Source organism: Ichthyenterobacterium magnum (assembly GCF_003610635.1).
GTDB classification, from domain to species: domain Bacteria; phylum Bacteroidota; class Bacteroidia; order Flavobacteriales; family Flavobacteriaceae; genus Ichthyenterobacterium; species Ichthyenterobacterium magnum.
On the sequence record NZ_RAQJ01000006.1, the window covers coordinates 124,003 to 140,794 of the forward strand.

The 16,792-nt window shown below is 30.9% G+C and carries 16 protein-coding genes; 5 read left to right on the forward strand and 11 right to left on the reverse strand.

Annotated features, from left to right (window positions below):
- The first annotated feature begins 133 nt into the window (after positions 1-133).
- Genes BXY80_RS12720 through BXY80_RS12730 form a run of 3 tightly spaced genes read left to right on the forward strand, consistent with a single transcriptional unit; the run spans position 134 to position 2,590 of the window.
- A complete protein-coding gene (locus BXY80_RS12720) occupies positions 134-1,192 on the forward strand; it encodes a 3-oxoacyl-ACP synthase III family protein (RefSeq protein WP_120202518.1) in 1,059 nt (352 codons plus the stop codon).
- Between the two features lie 3 nt (positions 1,193-1,195).
- The gene (locus tag BXY80_RS12725; RefSeq protein ID WP_120202520.1) at positions 1,196-1,717 is read left to right on the forward strand and encodes a methyltransferase domain-containing protein; all 522 of its coding nucleotides are present in this window, start codon (positions 1,196-1,198) and stop codon (positions 1,715-1,717) included.
- Positions 1,718-1,741: 24 nt separating this feature from the next.
- Positions 1,742-2,590: a glycosyltransferase family 2 protein gene (locus BXY80_RS12730; RefSeq protein ID WP_120202522.1), complete on the forward strand. Its 849-nt coding sequence runs from the start codon at positions 1,742-1,744 to the stop codon at positions 2,588-2,590.
- Positions 2,591-2,667: 77 nt separating this feature from the next.
- Here BXY80_RS12730 and BXY80_RS12735 read toward each other — a convergent pair whose 3' ends face one another.
- Together BXY80_RS12735 and pafA are read right to left on the reverse strand one after the other, a co-directional pair.
- Positions 2,668-3,477 carry a DNA/RNA non-specific endonuclease gene (locus tag BXY80_RS12735; protein WP_120202524.1) on the reverse strand — a complete coding sequence of 270 codons (810 nt, stop codon included), beginning with the start codon at positions 3,475-3,477 and terminating at the stop codon, positions 2,668-2,670.
- Positions 3,478-3,482: 5 nt separating this feature from the next.
- On the reverse strand, positions 3,483-5,162 hold the full coding sequence (gene pafA, locus BXY80_RS12740) for an alkaline phosphatase PafA (protein ID WP_120202526.1): 1,680 nt from the start codon (positions 5,160-5,162) through the stop codon (positions 3,483-3,485).
- 111 nt (positions 5,163-5,273) lie between these two features.
- Between pafA and BXY80_RS12745 the strand changes: the two genes are divergently transcribed.
- Positions 5,274-6,011, forward strand: a complete 738-nt coding sequence (locus BXY80_RS12745; protein ID WP_120202528.1) for an MlaE family ABC transporter permease — start codon at positions 5,274-5,276, stop codon at positions 6,009-6,011.
- Positions 6,011-6,778 carry an ABC transporter ATP-binding protein gene (locus BXY80_RS12750; RefSeq protein WP_120202530.1) on the forward strand — a complete coding sequence of 256 codons (768 nt, stop codon included), beginning with the start codon at positions 6,011-6,013 and terminating at the stop codon, positions 6,776-6,778. Before BXY80_RS12745 ends, BXY80_RS12750 begins: the two co-directional genes overlap by 1 nt.
- Before the next feature lies 1 nt (position 6,779).
- On the opposite strand, the gene BXY80_RS12755 is transcribed toward BXY80_RS12750, so the two are convergent.
- The 9 genes from BXY80_RS12755 to BXY80_RS12795 form a co-directional block, all read right to left on the reverse strand.
- Entirely contained in the window at positions 6,780-8,267 is a 1,488-nt protein-coding gene (locus BXY80_RS12755; protein ID WP_120202532.1) for a DUF389 domain-containing protein, read from the reverse strand.
- Positions 8,268-8,270: 3 nt separating this feature from the next.
- Positions 8,271-9,365 (reverse strand): mannose-1-phosphate guanylyltransferase, encoded by a 1,095-nt coding sequence (locus tag BXY80_RS12760; RefSeq protein WP_120202534.1) that lies wholly within the window; start codon positions 9,363-9,365, stop codon positions 8,271-8,273.
- A 197-nt stretch (positions 9,366-9,562) separates the two neighbouring features.
- A complete protein-coding gene (locus BXY80_RS12765) occupies positions 9,563-10,177 on the reverse strand; it encodes a SprT-like domain-containing protein (RefSeq protein ID WP_120202536.1) in 615 nt (204 codons plus the stop codon).
- 515 nt (positions 10,178-10,692) lie between these two features.
- Positions 10,693-11,151 carry a hypothetical protein gene (locus tag BXY80_RS12770; protein ID WP_147376136.1) on the reverse strand — a complete coding sequence of 153 codons (459 nt, stop codon included), beginning with the start codon at positions 11,149-11,151 and terminating at the stop codon, positions 10,693-10,695.
- Positions 11,152-11,168: 17 nt separating this feature from the next.
- A complete protein-coding gene (locus tag BXY80_RS12775) occupies positions 11,169-11,954 on the reverse strand; it encodes a hypothetical protein (RefSeq protein WP_120202541.1) in 786 nt (261 codons plus the stop codon).
- A gap of 104 nt (positions 11,955-12,058) precedes the next feature.
- Positions 12,059-12,532 carry a hypothetical protein gene (locus tag BXY80_RS12780; protein ID WP_147376137.1) on the reverse strand — a complete coding sequence of 158 codons (474 nt, stop codon included), beginning with the start codon at positions 12,530-12,532 and terminating at the stop codon, positions 12,059-12,061.
- Positions 12,533-12,595: 63 nt separating this feature from the next.
- Positions 12,596-13,318: a helix-turn-helix domain-containing protein gene (locus BXY80_RS13975; protein WP_162843317.1), complete on the reverse strand. Its 723-nt coding sequence runs from the start codon at positions 13,316-13,318 to the stop codon at positions 12,596-12,598.
- 506 nt (positions 13,319-13,824) lie between these two features.
- On the reverse strand, positions 13,825-15,870 hold the full coding sequence (locus BXY80_RS12790; RefSeq protein WP_120202547.1) for an OmpA family protein: 2,046 nt from the start codon (positions 15,868-15,870) through the stop codon (positions 13,825-13,827).
- Between the two features lies 1 nt (position 15,871).
- Positions 15,872-16,783 (reverse strand): PorP/SprF family type IX secretion system membrane protein, encoded by a 912-nt coding sequence (locus tag BXY80_RS12795; protein WP_120202549.1) that lies wholly within the window; start codon positions 16,781-16,783, stop codon positions 15,872-15,874.
- Positions 16,784-16,792: the final 9 nt, after the last annotated feature.

Genomic DNA, 16,792 nt, shown 5'->3' on the forward strand with positions numbered 1-16,792 from the left:
TTTTTTTAATAAATATTTAGTTTAATAGCTGTTTTTTATGAATATGCTAAAAATCAATAATTTATTACTAAAATAAACATATCTAATTGCATTTTAATTACCTTAGTAGTTACGCATTAACAATACATAGCAAATGGCTATCAAAATAACAGGAACAGGAAGTTTTATTCCTAGTCAAATTGAAAAAAACGAAGATTTTTATAAGCATGAATTTTTAAATGCAGATGGATCTTCTATTAATAACTCTAATGAAGTTATTGTTAAAAAATTTAAAGCTATAACAGGTATTGGAGAACGACGTTATATTAAACCTTCCTTAACCAATTCTGATATTGCTTACTATGCGGCTCAAAAAGCCATAGAAGATGCAAAAATCAACCAAGAAGAATTAGATTATATTATAGTTGCTCATAACTACGGAGATGTAAAACACAATACCGAACAAAGTGACACAGTACCAAGTATTGGATCAAGAGTAAAACATCTTTTAGGAATTAAAAACCCTAAATGTGTAGCTTACGATGTCCTTTTCGGCTGTCCAGGTTGGGTTGAAGCTGTTATACAAGCTAATGCATTTATAAAAGCTGGCATTGCAAAAAAATGCTTAGTCATTGGATCTGAAACCTTATCTCGTGTTATCGATAAACACGATAGAGACTCTATGATATATAGTGATGGTGCTGGCGCTACTATTATTGAAAATACAGTGCATGAAGGCGGCATTATTAATCACGAAAGTGCAACTTACGCTTTAGATGAAGCTCATTTTATATACTTTGGAGAAACAAACAATCTTGAAGTTACAGATAAGCGTAGGTATATTAAAATGTATGGCAGAAAAATCTACGAGTTTGCTTTAAACAATGTTCCTGCGGCAATGAAATCTTGCTTAGACGGAAGTGGAATTGACATTAGAGACATAAAGAAAATACTAATTCATCAAGCTAATGAAAAAATGGATGAAGCTATTGTAGAACGTTTCTATAAATTATACAATATGGATATGCCTGAAGGCATCATGCCAATGACTATAAACAAATTAGGAAATTCTAGTGTTGCAACTGTACCAACGTTATTTGATATGATTTTAAAAAATAATCTAGAAGGTCATTCTATAAATGAAGGCGATCTAATTATGTTTGCAAGTGTTGGAGCAGGCATGAATATAAACGCTATTATTTATAAACATTAAGTAATGTACGAAAATAGTTATCCTAACAAACGTTTTAAGCACACCATACATTTTTTAAAAAAACACATTGACACATCATCTTCTATTTTAGATTTAGGTGTCGAAAATCCATTTAGCAAAATCATGAAACAAGAAGGTTTTGTGGTGTCAAATACTAAAGGTGAAGATTTAGATGTTGATGTTTCTGCAATTACAAACTCAACAGAAAAAGTAGTAACTGCTTTTGAAATTTTTGAGCATTTACTTTCTCCTTTTACAGTTTTAAAGAGCATTAAGGCAAGTCAACTTGTCGCTAGTGTCCCACTAAAACTATGGTTTGCTTCAGCTTATCGAAGTAAAACAGATATGCGCGACAGACACTATCATGAATTTGAAGATTGGCAATTTGATTGGTTATTAGAAAAATCTGGTTGGAAAATTATTGCTACAGAAAAATGGACAAACCCAACTAAAAAAATAGGCTTTAGACCTTTACTAAGATGGTTTACACCTAGATACTATATAGTTTATGCAGAAAGAGTTTAACTTTGCTTATTAAACAGTAATTTTTTGAATTTTTACATCATCATTCCTGCACATAACGAAGAAGATTCAATTGGGTTTACCTTAGAGTCTTTGGCATTACAAACGCTTTTACCAAAAAAGGTTGTTGTTGTAAATGACAATTCAAATGATAGCACACAAAAAATCATTACAGATTATGCTTCAAAATTTTCATGGATTAATTTAGTAAACACAACATCTTCTAACACACATCTTCCTGGCTCAAAAATCATTAATGCCTTTAATAAAGGTCTTGAAACACTAGATAACAACTATGACGTGCTTTGTAAGTTTGATGCCGATTTAATTTTTCCTGAAAACTATTTAGAAGAATTATCAAATCATTATAAGCAAAACGGAAAACTAGGTATGGTTTCTGGTTTTTGTTATATCGAAAAAAACAAGCAATGGGTTTTAGAAAACCTAACACGTAAAGATCATATTCGTGGTGCTTTAAAAGCCTACAGAAAACAATGTTTCTTAGATATTGGTAAACTCAAAGCATCTATGGGTTGGGACACAGTTGACGAGTTATTAGCAAAATATTATGGTTGGGAACTGCTTACCGATGACACATTACATGTAAAACATTTAAAACCTACAGGAATAAGCTACAACAAAGCTTCAAAATACCTGCAAGGTGAAGCAATGTACAAAATGCGATACGGTTTTATTATTACTTTAATTTCTGCTTTAAAACTCGCTTATAAAAAACAAAGTTTTTCGCTATTTAAAGATTATATAACTGGTTATTTCAAAGCTAAAAAAAATAAAGTTGATTACTTAGTAACTACTGAGCAAGGCAAATTTATTAGAAAATTACGATGGAAAGGCATGCTTAACAAACTTAGTTAATGCTTTGTCTTTCTAAATAAAATGAAGAATCTAATAAGCAAGATGCTTCAACTACATTCAGCATAACAGCTCTTATTTTAATTAAAACTCCATTCTTTGTAGCTTTTTGATGCTTCTAGTTTGTTTTCAATAGCATCTTCAAGCTCAGGAAAGAAATCTATTCCAGTAAGTTTTTCTACCTCATCAACAGAAACTACAAATTCATATAAAGGTTTATTTGAATTTTTATGAGGCATTATAAAAGCAATCATTTTAGTCTTACCAGAATTATTATCTATTAAAACCTTATAAAACAGATTTGGCACAGATACTTTTTCGTCTCCTATAGTTTTCATATTCCCTTTTAAAACGCCACCGGTAACTACAAAAACACCATCATATTTACGTGCCCAATACCTGACTTTTTGTTCTAAAGTATTCCAAATTCCTGAATTAAAATTATGCTTTTGAGGAGATATATTACTCGTTAAAAACGTTTCATCATGTGCTTCTTTACTAAATCGACGATCTCCAGCTGGACATAAATGTCCACGATCATAACCAGATTTTTTATAATTACGCCAATGAGCAGCTCCAGTTTTTACGGCTTTATCAATTTGAAAGTAAGGACGTTTAAAATTAATATTAGATAGATGTGATTTTTTAAGTTCGTAAGCAACCCATTCTGCTTGTTCATGCGGTTCGCTATATGATAACGAATAACCATCATGATGAACAATTTGATTTGTTGTACTTGTAGGTAAAAAATACGCGTTAGTATCCATTTTAACGGTTTCACCTTCAAGTATAATTTCTACCTTTTCTTCTTCAACTAAAAAATGTTCGTAGCCATATATTCCTATAATAATTAGTATGGCTATTACTGAATAAAGTGTGCGTTTGTTCAAACTAATTAATCTAAAACAAATTCTAATGGCTGACCAATTGCTGCATTTGGAAAACTAATTCCTAAAAGTGACGATACTGTTGGCGCAATGTCTGTAATATTAGTATTCTGTAAAGTTTCTCCATGTTTAATCCCTTTTCCAAAAAACAACAATGGCACATGTGTATCATAACTAAAACCTGTTCCATGATCTGTACCTTGCCTATTCCAAAAAGTATCTTTAAACACACTTGGGTCTGTCACCAATAATATATCACCAGACCGCTTTTGATTGTATCCATTATTTAATAAATCTTCAATTTGCGCACTATTGCCATTACTATGGTTTTTAACTTCAGAATCTAAGTACACTTTATCTATTAGCTTATATGCTAAGATTTTCTTTACTAATACGTTTTTAATTGCTTCTAAGTTGAGGTTTTCAGCATTAATTTTATCGTGGTCAAGAAATATCTGATTATTTATTGTGCTTAATATCAAACTCGACACACCATATTTAACTTCAAGTAGAGTATTCAAATCAGCTTTCATTTTATTTAAATCAAATAAGCCAGCTGGCACTTTTACAGACAATAAGTAATCTGGAACGTAAGGCGCGCCATGATCTGCAGTTAAAAACACAGTATATTCTCCTACCCCAACTTTAGCATCTAAAGCTTTAAAGAAGCGCTCTAAATCTTTATCTAGGCGTAAATATGTATCTTCTATTTCTTTAGAAATTACGCCAAAATTATGCCCTACATAATCGGTTGCCGAGAAACTTAGCGTAAGTACATCTGTAATATTATCTTTACCTAACTGTTCCCCATCTAAAGCAGCTAAAGCAAAATCTGTTGTTAGCGAGTTTCCATATGCAGTTGATTTTAAAATATCATAACCTCTATTTTCGCTATTTATTTCATTTAAATCATAAGGAAATGTTGGAGTGTCTTTCCCTTTAAAACCTTCCTCAAAAGTGGATAAATCTTTTCCGCTTTCAGCATATGTATTAATATCATATAATGTGTTCCAAACTTTTAAATAAGATTTCGTTATTCCTGAAGCATTAAAATCATTAACCCATTTTGGTAAAGCGTTCATATAAAAACTACTTGTAATCCAATTGCCCTCATCTCTTCCATGAAACCAATATGCTGCATTTGCAGTATGTCCTGCAGGTAAAATCGCGCCGCGATCTTTAATAGATACACCAATGGTCTTACCGCGCATTTGAGTAAACAACCTATTCTCGTCAGCAAAAGTGGTTACTTTCATTCTATGCGGAGACATTTTACCATACTTACTTGTAGTGCCTATAGATTGCATCATTTCATCACCTGTGCAATACACAATTTTCTTAAGTTCTTTATCAAACCAATCATTGCCAATTACACCATGATACTTTGGCGTAGTCCCAGTAAAAATCGATGCATGACCAGCTGCAGTTTTTGTTGGTATATAATTAAAATGATTGTTTTTACAATTAAACCCTTCATTTATCATGCGTTTAAAACCACCTTCTCCAAATCTATCATAGAAACGCGTTAAATAATCATAACGCATTTGATCTACAACAATACCAACAACTAACTTTGGGTTAGTAGTAGCTGTAACAGTATTAGTCGCTTTTTTATCATTAACAACATCTTGCGATTTACAAGACAGCGACAAAAAAAGAATTAAAAGAAGTGAAGTTATGTTTTTCATCTTAGTATTATATTTTTGGACGTCTAAAATACAGATTTTAAAACATCAAAATTTAAAATTAAGGTTAAATACGTGTAACTTTTTTTTACATTAGCAGTTACAAATTTTACTATGTCATACCTAAATAATATTGGTGCCTATTTTTTAATGATTGCAGAAATGTTTCGCAAGCCAACCAAATGGTCTGTGATGAAAAATTTAATCTTAAAAGATATTGACGATTTAGTAATTGGTTCTCTTGGTATTGTTGCCTTTATCTCGTTTTTTGTTGGTGGTGTTATTACCATTCAAACGGCTTTAAATATAAGTAATCCACTGATTCCAAAATACCTTGTAGGTTTTGCAACACGTCAATCTGTTATTTTAGAGTTTGCGCCTACATTTATTTCTATTATTATGGCTGGTAAAGTTGGGTCGTTTATAACCTCTAGTATTGGAACAATGAGAGTTACTGAGCAAATAGATGCTTTAGAAGTTATGGGAATAAACGCTTTAAACTATTTAGTGTTTCCAAAAACAGTTGCCTTAATGCTATATCCTTTTATTATTGCTATTGGTATGTTTTTAGGGCTTATTGGCGGAATGGCAGCATGCGTTTTTGGTGGCTATACTAGTTTAGAAGATTATATTATCGGGTTACAAACAGACTTTGATACGTTTCATATGATCTATGCTTTTATTAAGACTTTTATTTTTGCTTTTGTATTAGCAACTATTCCGTCGTTTCATGGGTTTTATATGAAAGGTGGTGCTTTAGAAGTTGGTAAGGCAAGTACAACCTCGTTTGTTTGGACTGCTGTTGTTATTATTTTATTGAATTATATATTAACCGATATGATGCTAGGCTAATGATAGAAGTAAAAAATTTACATAAATCGTTTGGAGACGTTCATATATTAAAAGGAATTGATACCACTTTTGAAAAAGGAAAAACCAGTCTTGTTATTGGGCAAAGTGGTTCTGGTAAAACCGTATTTTTAAAATGCCTTTTGGGCTTATTTGATTATGAAGAAGGTTCAATTTCTTACGACGGGAAAATATATAAGCAATTAAACGAAGACGAAAGACGTAATCTTCGTGCAGAAATTGGCATGGTTTTTCAAGGCAGTGCGCTTTTTGATTCTATGACTATTGCAGAAAATGTAATGTTTCCATTACAAATGTTTACTAAGCAAAGTAAAAGCGAAATGGAAGAACGCGTCAATTTTGTTTTAAAGCGTGTAAACTTAGATAATGCACATAATAAAATGCCAAGTGAAGCTTCTGGTGGTATGCAAAAACGTGTGGCTATAGCTAGAGCGATTGTAAACAACCCTAAGTATTTATTTTGTGACGAACCCAATTCTGGTTTAGATCCTAAAACTGCTATTGTTATTGATAACTTAATTCAGGAAATTACAGACGAATATAATATTACAACAGTGATCAACTCGCATGATATGAATTCTGTAATGGAAATTGGTGAAAAGATTGTGTTCTTAAAAGATGGTCATAAAGCTTGGGAAGGCTCACATAAAACCATTTTTAAAACCGACAACGAAGTAGTTACAGACTTTGTGTATTCTTCAAACTTATTTAAGAAAGTACGTAAGATGTACTTAGAAGAAAATCAATAATCTACTTCAACTGCTTTACAACCAAGGTATCTAGTTTAAACTTCAGCTTCAACCATTTTTCGAGTTTCACAATATCTTTTGAACGTGATTCTTCAGTTGACAGCGAATCATTCCATTTTACTGTAAACACAGACAATGTATCAATCTTTGAAAAGTTTGAACGCAACTCATTAGAATATGACAGTTGATCTAAATTTTCATAATTAATTTTTACTTCTTTAGTCAACTCTTCAAAAGGAATATGTTCAATTTCAAACTTAGACAGTGCTTTTACTTTATCTTCTAAAAAAGTAATTTTTTGTTGTTGTGTCATTAAATCTAAAGAATCACGTGTACGTAATTCTTCCATATACTCTAAATTATTAACTACTCTATTTTTGGTTTGATTAACAACAAGCTTTGTATTGTCTAAATTACTATAATCAGAAAAACGCTGTTCTAAAACAGCTTTTGTAGCTTCAGGAATTACATCTGCGCCAAAGGTTGTTAATTCTATAGTAGATACTCCATCAGGCTTATAATCTGGAGTTGCATACTTTTCAATATACTTTGCATTAGGCAATGCTTTAAGTTCTTTAGCGATAAACTGTTTTGCTTGCGCTTCCCATTGGCTCTTTTTTAAAACCGTTAAAAAAGTCATCACAGCAGGAATCATAACAAGTATCGCAACTAAAGAAGCGATTCTTGCTGTACGCTTACGTTTAGCCGAATTTGCATATTTAAGCATAGGGAAGCGTAATAACTTCAAGACTAAAAACGTTGCTAAAGCAATAAAAATAGTGTTGATTGTAAACAAATACATCGCACCTTTAGCAAAATTCAATCCTTTTACTGCATCATCTGATACTGCAACGGCAAGCCCATAACCAACAGTACATAAAGGTGGCATTAACGCTGTAGCAATTGCCACACCAAAAATTACCGATGCAATTGTTCCTTTTTTTGTTCGTGCAATAATTAAAGCTAAACCACCAAAAAAGGCAATAAGAACGTCACGAATATCTGGTGCTGTTCTTCCGAGAAGCTCAGAAGTTTCAGCACTTAATGGAAATAGCCAGAAAAACAAAAAAGCAGTTATTAAACTCAATACAATCATGGTTGCAAGGTTTATTAACGACTTACGTAATGTATCAATATCATTAATAGCAATCGACATACCGATACCAAGAATTGGCCCCATTAATGGCGAAATTAACATGGCTCCAATAACAACTGCTGTTGAGTTAGCATTCAATCCGACTGAAGCGACAAAAATGGAGCAAATTAAAATCCAAGCAGTTGCACCTTTAAATGGAATATCACCTTTTATAGCATCAATAGTAGCATCACGATCGGTATCGTATCTAAAATCTAATAGCTCAACAAAAAAGGTCTTTAAACTTACCCAAAGTCCCTTTGCATCTTGTTTTACAGCTTCCTTACTTTGCTCTACAGCTGCTTCTTTTTTTATGTCTTCTTCAGAAAAATCGAATTTACTCTCTTCACTCATATATTAACCATAATGCTCTCCAAACTTAGCTTTCACCTTTTGGAGTACTGTTTTAATGTCTTGTTCTTTTGTTTTCGGAAAGATAAGCAAAACTTCGTCTTTATCTACAATGATATAATCTTGCAAACCATCTACAACTACAACCTTATCACTTTTGGTTCTAATCATATTTCCTGATGCATCTTCAGTTAAAGTTTTTGCATTAACTACTGCGTTATTACTTTCATCCTTATCTAGTTTATCATATAAACTTCCCCAAGTTCCGAGGTCATTCCAATCGAAAGTTGCAGGAATAACGTAGACGTTTTTAGACTTTTCCATAATGGCATAATCCACAGAAATATTTTCGGACTTGCTGTAATTATCTCTTATAAAATCGTCTTCAAAATCTGTATTATAAACATCTATTCCTTGCTCAAACAGTTGAAACAATTTGGGTTGATTAGTTGTAAATGCAGCGACAACACTTTTGGCGCTCCACATAAAAATCCCTGCATTCCATAAAAAATTACCTTGTGCGATAAACTCTTTAGCTGTTTGGTAATCTGGCTTTTCTCTAAACTGATTTACTTTCTTAATACTTTGATTGCGCTCAGTAACCATATTAGAGTTATCATACTCAATATAACCGTAACCTGTATTTGGAAACGTTGGTGTAATACCAAGCGTCATTAAGGCATCGTTTTGTGAGCAAAAATCAAATGCTTGTTGTACATTTTGAGTAAAAGCATTTTCGTCTTCAATCCAGTGATCACTTGGTGCTACAATCATTACAGCATCTTCATTTTCTTTCTGAATTTTTAAAGCAGCATACAAAATACAAGGTGCAGTATTACGCATTGCAGGTTCTAAAACCACCTGACGTTTAGTAACATCTGGTAACTGTTCAAATACCAAATCGTTATAACGCTCATTGGTTAAAATAAAAATATTTTCTTTAGGAATTAGGTTAGCAAGGCGATTAAATGTTTTCTGGATAAGCGTATCTCCTGTACCTAACATATCATGAAATTGCTTTGGAAAATCTCCTGTACTTACTGGCCAAAACCTTGAGCCAACACCACCAGCCATTAAAATTGCGTAATAATTTTTGTTCATTTTTTTATTTTTGTTTCCGTGACAACGGAAATGGTATTAACTTTATTTTTTTGTCTTTCTGAACGAAGCGAAGCATCTTTTAATAATAAAGACACTTCGACAAGCTCAGTGTGACATTCAATTTATAATAATTTCACCTTAGCACATTAGGGTTGAAAAGATACAACTTTCCTGTTTTGCTTCGACAAGCTCAGCAATCAAATACTTACTTCATTTTTATCCATCAACTCTACTTCTGCATTGGGATTAAACAAATATAGCTTTCCTGTTTTTAGTTCTACACATTCAAAACGTTTTGTACGTTTGTTTCCTCTTTTAAAGATTCTACCATTATACAATTTAAAATCGCTACCAAAAGGCACTTCAAAAATATAAGTTTTATCGTTAGGTTCGTCAAACTGTTTTAAAGCCAAGGCAAGCGTAGCATCTGTATCGCTACTTGCTTTAGGGTTTTTAAAGTGTTTTGCTAATAAAGGCAATAATGCCTCAGGGAAAACTGCAGGATTTAAAAAGGGTAACATTAAATGCTGAAACGTACGTTTCCACTCAATACCATGAGGTTTTATAAATTTGCCATAGGTTTTATAGGCTTCAAAATGTGCAATCTCATGAATTAGCGTAATTAAAAACCTGTAGGTATTTAGATTAGAGTTTACCGTAATTTGATGCTTGCCATTTGGTAAACGCTTATAATCTCCATGACGTGTTTTGCGCTCATTTTTTACTTTAACCACCAAATACTCATGCTCTAATAATTTTAAAACAGAAGCTATTGCTGGTTGCGGAATGTAATTTTGAAGTGTGCTTTGCATTAGCACAAAAGTAAAACAAATATTTTCAGTAATTCGTGTAAAGCACTAGACAAGATTGCTTCTATTATAAAAAACTGAATCCGTAATTGTTTTAATTGTTCTCTTGTTTTTCATCCAAGTATTTTATGCTTTTAGTTAAAAAAAGCATAAGCTTTTTATAAAGCTTAACTATAAAAAAGATAAAAAGCACTGATATAATAAAGCTGATGATTTGCCATATTACAAGACTTGGTTCAAAAATATCTAAAGTTGTTTTGTTTTGCATAAGTATTATTGTTGAGTAATTAAAATTATTGTCCAGCATCTGTATTTACATTCATTGGATAATGAACTACACATATAAATACAATACCAATACCCTCAAAAATATATTATAATTTAATTATGGCATTCTATTTCAAGCAAAATAGTTTCTTCAATATGATTATTATTGATTTCATCAAAATTTTCATATTAGGTTTTACTAAAAAGAATAGAAGCAATCATAAAAAATTGCTTCTATTAATAAAAACCGATTAATTATTCAATAACATTGGTCTTGATTCATTCTCTTTTTTTGTTAACCCATAAAAGAAAGAAACAATTTTATCATTCTTTATAATAATTGGCGTTATAATTTTATTTTCGACAATTACATAATAAACTTTAGAATAATCATTATATATTAAATTAGAAGTAATGCCTTTCTCAATTGCTTCTTTATTAGAAAGTATTATATAGTTCAACTCATTTTTATCAATCTTTTGTTTAATATCTATAATATTATCGTCCATTAAACTGATAAAAAAATCTTTTTTATTTTTATCCTCTAAAGTTTCTTTATCAATATCTAAATAATACTCTAAATCAGAGGAATCATAGTTAGAATTTAAAACTATATTATTAATAAATTTTATTATTGTTTCTTTATTTTTATCTTGAGATTGGCAAGAAAAAATTGCAATGCAAAAAAAGATTATAAATATTTTTTTCATTTCTTTGTTATTTAAAATTAGCATCCTTTATTTGTAGCTGGTGCAGTACCTCCATTCGTATTTATTATTGTATTATTCGTTGTAGTCGCACTTCTTATATACATCCCCAAAGTACCAGGATTAGAGCCATTTCCTCCTAACCAAACACCATTTGAGGCAGGCAAGTTCAATCCTCCTAAATTTCCTGCATCAATAGCAAAATCTGTACAATTATATGTATTTAAATTATAGGTTGCAGTATGATTAATAGAATGATTAATAATTTGCTCTAATTGATTAGCCGTTATTGTTGTAGAAATACTTGCAGAAAAATGTTCTAATCCATTCCCATCATCACCTAAAACAGCAATGCTAGATTCATTTATAACTGGATAAATATTAGTTTCGTCTGGATAATACCCATAGGTACTCGTATTAACACCTTGAGATATTGAAATAAAAGTATGACCAACAAAACCTCCTTGATGTGTTTGCCCAGACCCAGGGTTAGGTTCCTCAACATAGATTGTTAATACTGCATCTTGAGTTACATCAAAACATTCAAGAAAGTCCTGAACATCAATTATGGGTAAATCTGGTCTAATAACTACTAGTATATTTTCCTCTTCAACTATATTTTCAATACTATGGTTACTAGCTCCCCCATAACTTGAGTCACCACTTACGTGATGATGATATGTATATGAACTAGTTCCTGCTCCTACATAAACGTATTCATATGTAGTAGAGTTATACACTGAATGTGTATAATACAAAGTTGAACCTCCTTCTATATTTGCATACCAATCTGTATAATTTGTCACAGTAATCCATTGGTATCCACCTGAGCCGCCTCCATCTTCATTTTCTGGTGGATCTTCTCGCTCAGGGTTTCTAAAAAGTAAATCTCCATTTGATAATTCGTTTATTAACTCTCCGTTTTCATAGCCTTTATTTTTAATGGCTTCCCATTTAAATCATAATGATATAATGTGCCAGAAAAAGATGTAGGAGAAAATGATGAAACATTACTTAACGTTTTAGCATTTTTTGTTAAAAATTTTATTAACTCTATACTCCAATTTTTATCAACATCTTTAAATGCAAGCACCTTATATTTGTAGTCTAGAGCTTCTTTTTCATTTTCCAATCTACTTTTAGTTTTTAAAGATGTATTGAATTCGTACATAAAAGTAGAATTTTTCATATTATCATTTTTAATAAAATCGTTCCAATTAACTTCCAAGTTCTCCTTTATAAAAGATTTTTCAAAATCCTTAAGAGAAAATTTATTTTGTATTTGCTGTATATCTTCATACGGATTAGTTTCAATAATTTCATTTTCGCAATTATACATTATAAGAGTTAAAAATAAAAAGGTAATCTTTAAAAGGTGTTTCATAAGTTATTCTGTTTAAATTAAATTCATGAAGCAATATTAAATAAATGATAAAAGAATAGAGTTCTATATATTAACATCATTCATTATTTCGGACTCTTTTTTATATTGATTAGGTGTTTTATTGGTGAATTTTTTAAATGCTGAATAAAAACTAGTCTTTGAGTTAAAACCAGACTCTAAACCAATAGCTAAAATTGTATAATCATTATATACTTTATCATTCAACATTGTTTTTGCTTCTTCAACCCGTAAAGTGTTAATGTAATCGTTAAAATTTAATTCGCTATTAAAACTTATCAATCTAGAAAGATATCCTTTACTTATATTAAAGGTATTAGCTATTATGGAAACATTTAAATCAGGATTTAAATACAATTTATTTTTTTCTATATATGAAAAAATTTCATTAAACAAATTTACATTAGAATACTTTATCTTCTTATCACCTCCAATTTGTTGTATATTCTTAGGAAGAATAGAATTTCTTATATGAATACGTTGGTTAAAAACATATGTCTGAAAAATTGAACCATATGCAATCCAATATATTAAAATAGAAATTCCTATCCATAAAGGGTAATATTGATAATAACCTTCTTTAGAAAATGACTCAAAAAAGCTTACAGACAAAAACCATAGAACACATAATATTAAACCTATAAGCAAAACTTTTTTAAGCCATTTAGTATTCATTTTAATTTTAGAAGAATGATATTTTATATTTTCTTTTTCATAAACAATAATACATCTAAACACTAAAACAATTATCACTATTGAAAAAGTCATTGATACATACTCTATAATTAAGTTTATAATATCAATGATTTTAGGATAAACAAAATAACTATTAATAATTATTTGGTATATAATAACTAAAACAAAAGGGGTGAATAAAATAATACTCTTATAAATAATTATTTTTTTATTCAAGTAGCTTCTTACAAAAAAATAAAAAAATGGTAACATTAAAAACTCAAAAGGAATAAATAGGTTTAAACCGAAATTCAATGAAAGCCCAACATCTTTTAACCAATATTGTAAATTACTAAATACTAATGTCAAAACCGTAAATGCGAGAAATAGGTTAGTTTTTGAATTTAATTTTCTATTAAAAAAAATTATAAAACTAAAGATGACTCCATGGATAATCCCTACTAAAATGAGAACATTATATATATTAAAATTTAATTCGTCCATTAAGTAAATATAAAATTATTTGCGCTTTTTTGATTTTAAGTTTGAATGCAAGTGAAATTTCATATCGTGATTATTCCATAATCTAATACTATAATTCAATACTCCACAATCTCAAACTCGCTACGTCTGTTAAGTTGGTGTTCTTCTTCTGTACAGTCTAACATTGGGCAATCTACTTTTGGAGACAGCTCACCAAAGCCTTGAAATTTCATGCGCCTGGCATTTATATAAGCTTCTAATGCTAGATAGTTTCGTGTAGATTCTGCACGTCGCTCAGACAAGATTTGGTTATACCTAACTGTACCTCTACTATCTGTATGTGAGCTAATTTTTAAATGAATGTCTGGATAGCGTTCTAGCTTTTTAGCCAAAGCATCTAAAATGAGTTTTGAGTCTGCACGAATGTTCCACATATCAAAATCGAAATAAATAGGTTCGAGCTCAAAAAACAGCTTTCCGTCTTTTTCTACAATTGGTGGACCTTCAACATCTGTTAGCATTTCAAAACGCTTTGGGTCTTCTTCTTTTAAGTTTTTATCTATTCCTTTTTCTGCTATAATTACCTCAATTGGGTCTGGTGGCTCAACAGGTTCTGGTGGCGGCGGAGGCGGCAGCTTTTTTAAATACAAGACATGCTTTTGGTCTTGTTTTTCTAAAACTGTTACATTAATGACTCCAGGAATATACGCTTCGTTAGAAGCCTTAAATTCATAACTTGACGCTAGTAGGTTTTTATTAAAATTGGCAATAGAATCTAAAGTGTTGCTGTAAATTTCGTTTCCTCTTTTATCTGATAATGTTACCTCAGCATTTGGTATGTAAGCTTTAGTATCTTGATCACGTACTTCAAACTGGTTAATGTACTCTCTTATAAAAATCTCTCCTGTTTGCTTAAAACTATAAATGTTGTCGTCTATTCTATTTCGGTTAGATGCAAAAAAGCCTTCGTTATCGTTATAATAATTAAGATTAAAATCGTCGTACTGCGAGTTAATTGGCACACCTAAATTTACTGGCGTTGTAAATTTGCCTTCGACATACTCAGACACGAAATTGTCTAACATCCCAAGTCCTAAATGACCATTAGACGCAAAAAACAAATGACCTTCGTTAGAGATAAACGGGAAATGTTCTCTGTTTTTTGTATTAATAGTTGACCCTAAATTAATAGGTTGACCGTAAGTTAAATCGACATTAACAGCTACATAATACAAATCGAAACTTCCTAGGCTATCTTCTCGGTTTGATGAGAAATACAACTTCTTACCATCTGGACTCAAAGCTGGATGTTGGTAGGAATAGTTCTTAGTATTAAAAGGGAGTTTTTCTAATTCAGACCATTTACCGCCACTAAACGTTGACGCATATAAATGGATATTGTTATTAGCGTTATCGTCAAACTCCTTTTTGCCATCATTGAAGTTACTTCGTGATACATATAAGGTTGTTCCGTCATTACTGAAACAGAAATTTCCTTCGTGAAGTTTTGAGTTAATGGTTTCTGGCAATGGTTTTACGCCACCAACAACAAGGCCTTCATCATTTACTTTTACAGCATAGATATCTAAAAAAGGTTGATGTGTCCACTTGTATTTTTTTGACAATAGTTGTTTGTTGTCTCTATCTGATGTAAAATAAATACTGTCGTTAAACTTTACAGCTCCAAAATCTGAAGCTTCAGAATTGAACGCTGCTCTTTCTACAGTATAATCTGGATTTTTTAATTTAAACTCTTCAATGGTTTCAATGGCATCTTGCTTTTCTAAGGAAGCTGATAGGTTTTCTTTATATAATATATAATAATCTAAACCCGTTTCATAATCACCTAAAGCCGATAAGACTTGGTATAATTTAAAATTGAATTCGTTATCGTAAGTTTTATCTTTCTCGGCGTAATTTCCTTTTATAAGTTGCTTTATATAACGTGATGCTTCTCTATATTTAAATGTATTATAATAGGAAATTGCTATATTCTCTAAGTCTTTTTTATGCTGTTTTTTTTCTAAATCTTCTTCGTAATATTTAGCTGCATTGATATAATCTCCTTTTTCGAAAAAACGATCAGCTCTCGATTTCTTTTGCGAAAACAATGTTTGTGTAACACACAACAACACTAATACTATGACTATTTTTTTTAGCATATTAATAGAATCTTGGAGATGAATATTTTTTACTTAAACCAAGTACATCAAATCTATAGGTTAGTATAAACTCGTGACTTCCGCTATTAAAATCATTTAAAACACTTGTATTAAAATCATAAGCATAACCAACTCTTAAATCTGGTAAAACCTCGATACCAACCATGGCTGTAACTGCATCTTGATAACGATACGAAACGCCTAGCTCAAACTTTTCTTGATACAATACATTTGTAGAAATATCGAAAGATAAAGGCGCTCCCATAGTTTGTTTAACTACTGTTGAAGGCTTTAATTTAAAATCGTCATTAATATCAAAAACATAACCACCAATTAAAAAGAGATGCGCAGCATTTTGATATAGAATATCATTATTAACATCTAAATCATTAGGAAGTAAATTTGGAGATGATAAGCCTACATAATATTTCTCTTTAAATAAAAACACACCTGCTCCAATATTTAGCACTGTTTTTTTAGCATTATTAAACAATGGGTCTCCGCTTACGTTACTTTGATGTGAGTTTGTACTTAAATGATCAAAGCCAACTTTCATCCCGAAAGACAAGTTTAGAGTCTCGTTAAGTCTAATTTTATATGCTGCATCAATATTAAGTACATTTTCGGTTTGTTTAATGTTTCCTCCTATTTCATCATTTAAATAATTAAGACTTATTTCTATTCTATCACTTAATGGAATGTTAGCAAATGCATTTCCTGTTTTTGGCGCACCATCAATACCAACCCATTGTGTGCGATATAATGTACCAACCTCAACAAGTCCTGGTTCGTTAATCATATACGCAGGATTTATAATACTCATATTATACATATACTGTGTGTAATGTGGTTCTTGTTGCGCAAAAGCACAACAGCCAACAAACATGAATAGTATATAAATCTTTATCTTCATTCTATATCA

Excerpts from the sequence above, each read along its gene's own strand:
- BXY80_RS12720 (WP_120202518.1), top strand. The coding sequence starts at position 134 with ATGGCTATCAAAATAACAGGAACAGGAAGTTTTATTCCTAGTCAAATT.
- BXY80_RS12725 (WP_120202520.1), top strand. The coding sequence starts at position 1,196 with ATGTACGAAAATAGTTATCCTAACAAACGTTTTAAGCACACCATACAT.
- pafA (WP_120202526.1), bottom strand. The coding sequence starts at position 5,162 with ATGAAAAACATAACTTCACTTCTTTTAATTCTTTTTTTGTCGCTGTCT.
- BXY80_RS12745 (WP_120202528.1), top strand. The coding sequence starts at position 5,274 with ATGTCATACCTAAATAATATTGGTGCCTATTTTTTAATGATTGCAGAA.
- BXY80_RS12750 (WP_120202530.1), top strand. The coding sequence starts at position 6,011 with ATGATAGAAGTAAAAAATTTACATAAATCGTTTGGAGACGTTCATATA.
- BXY80_RS12755 (WP_120202532.1), bottom strand. The coding sequence starts at position 8,267 with ATGAGTGAAGAGAGTAAATTCGATTTTTCTGAAGAAGACATAAAAAAA.
- BXY80_RS12760 (WP_120202534.1), bottom strand. The coding sequence starts at position 9,365 with ATGAACAAAAATTATTACGCAATTTTAATGGCTGGTGGTGTTGGCTCA.
- BXY80_RS12765 (WP_120202536.1), bottom strand. The coding sequence starts at position 10,177 with ATGCAAAGCACACTTCAAAATTACATTCCGCAACCAGCAATAGCTTCT.
- BXY80_RS12770 (WP_147376136.1), bottom strand. The coding sequence starts at position 11,151 with ATGAAAAAAATATTTATAATCTTTTTTTGCATTGCAATTTTTTCTTGC.
- BXY80_RS12780 (WP_147376137.1), bottom strand. The coding sequence starts at position 12,532 with ATGAAACACCTTTTAAAGATTACCTTTTTATTTTTAACTCTTATAATG.
- BXY80_RS13975 (WP_162843317.1), bottom strand. The coding sequence starts at position 13,318 with ATGACTTTTTCAATAGTGATAATTGTTTTAGTGTTTAGATGTATTATT.
- BXY80_RS12790 (WP_120202547.1), bottom strand. The coding sequence starts at position 15,870 with ATGCTAAAAAAAATAGTCATAGTATTAGTGTTGTTGTGTGTTACACAA.
- BXY80_RS12795 (WP_120202549.1), bottom strand. The coding sequence starts at position 16,783 with ATGAAGATAAAGATTTATATACTATTCATGTTTGTTGGCTGTTGTGCT.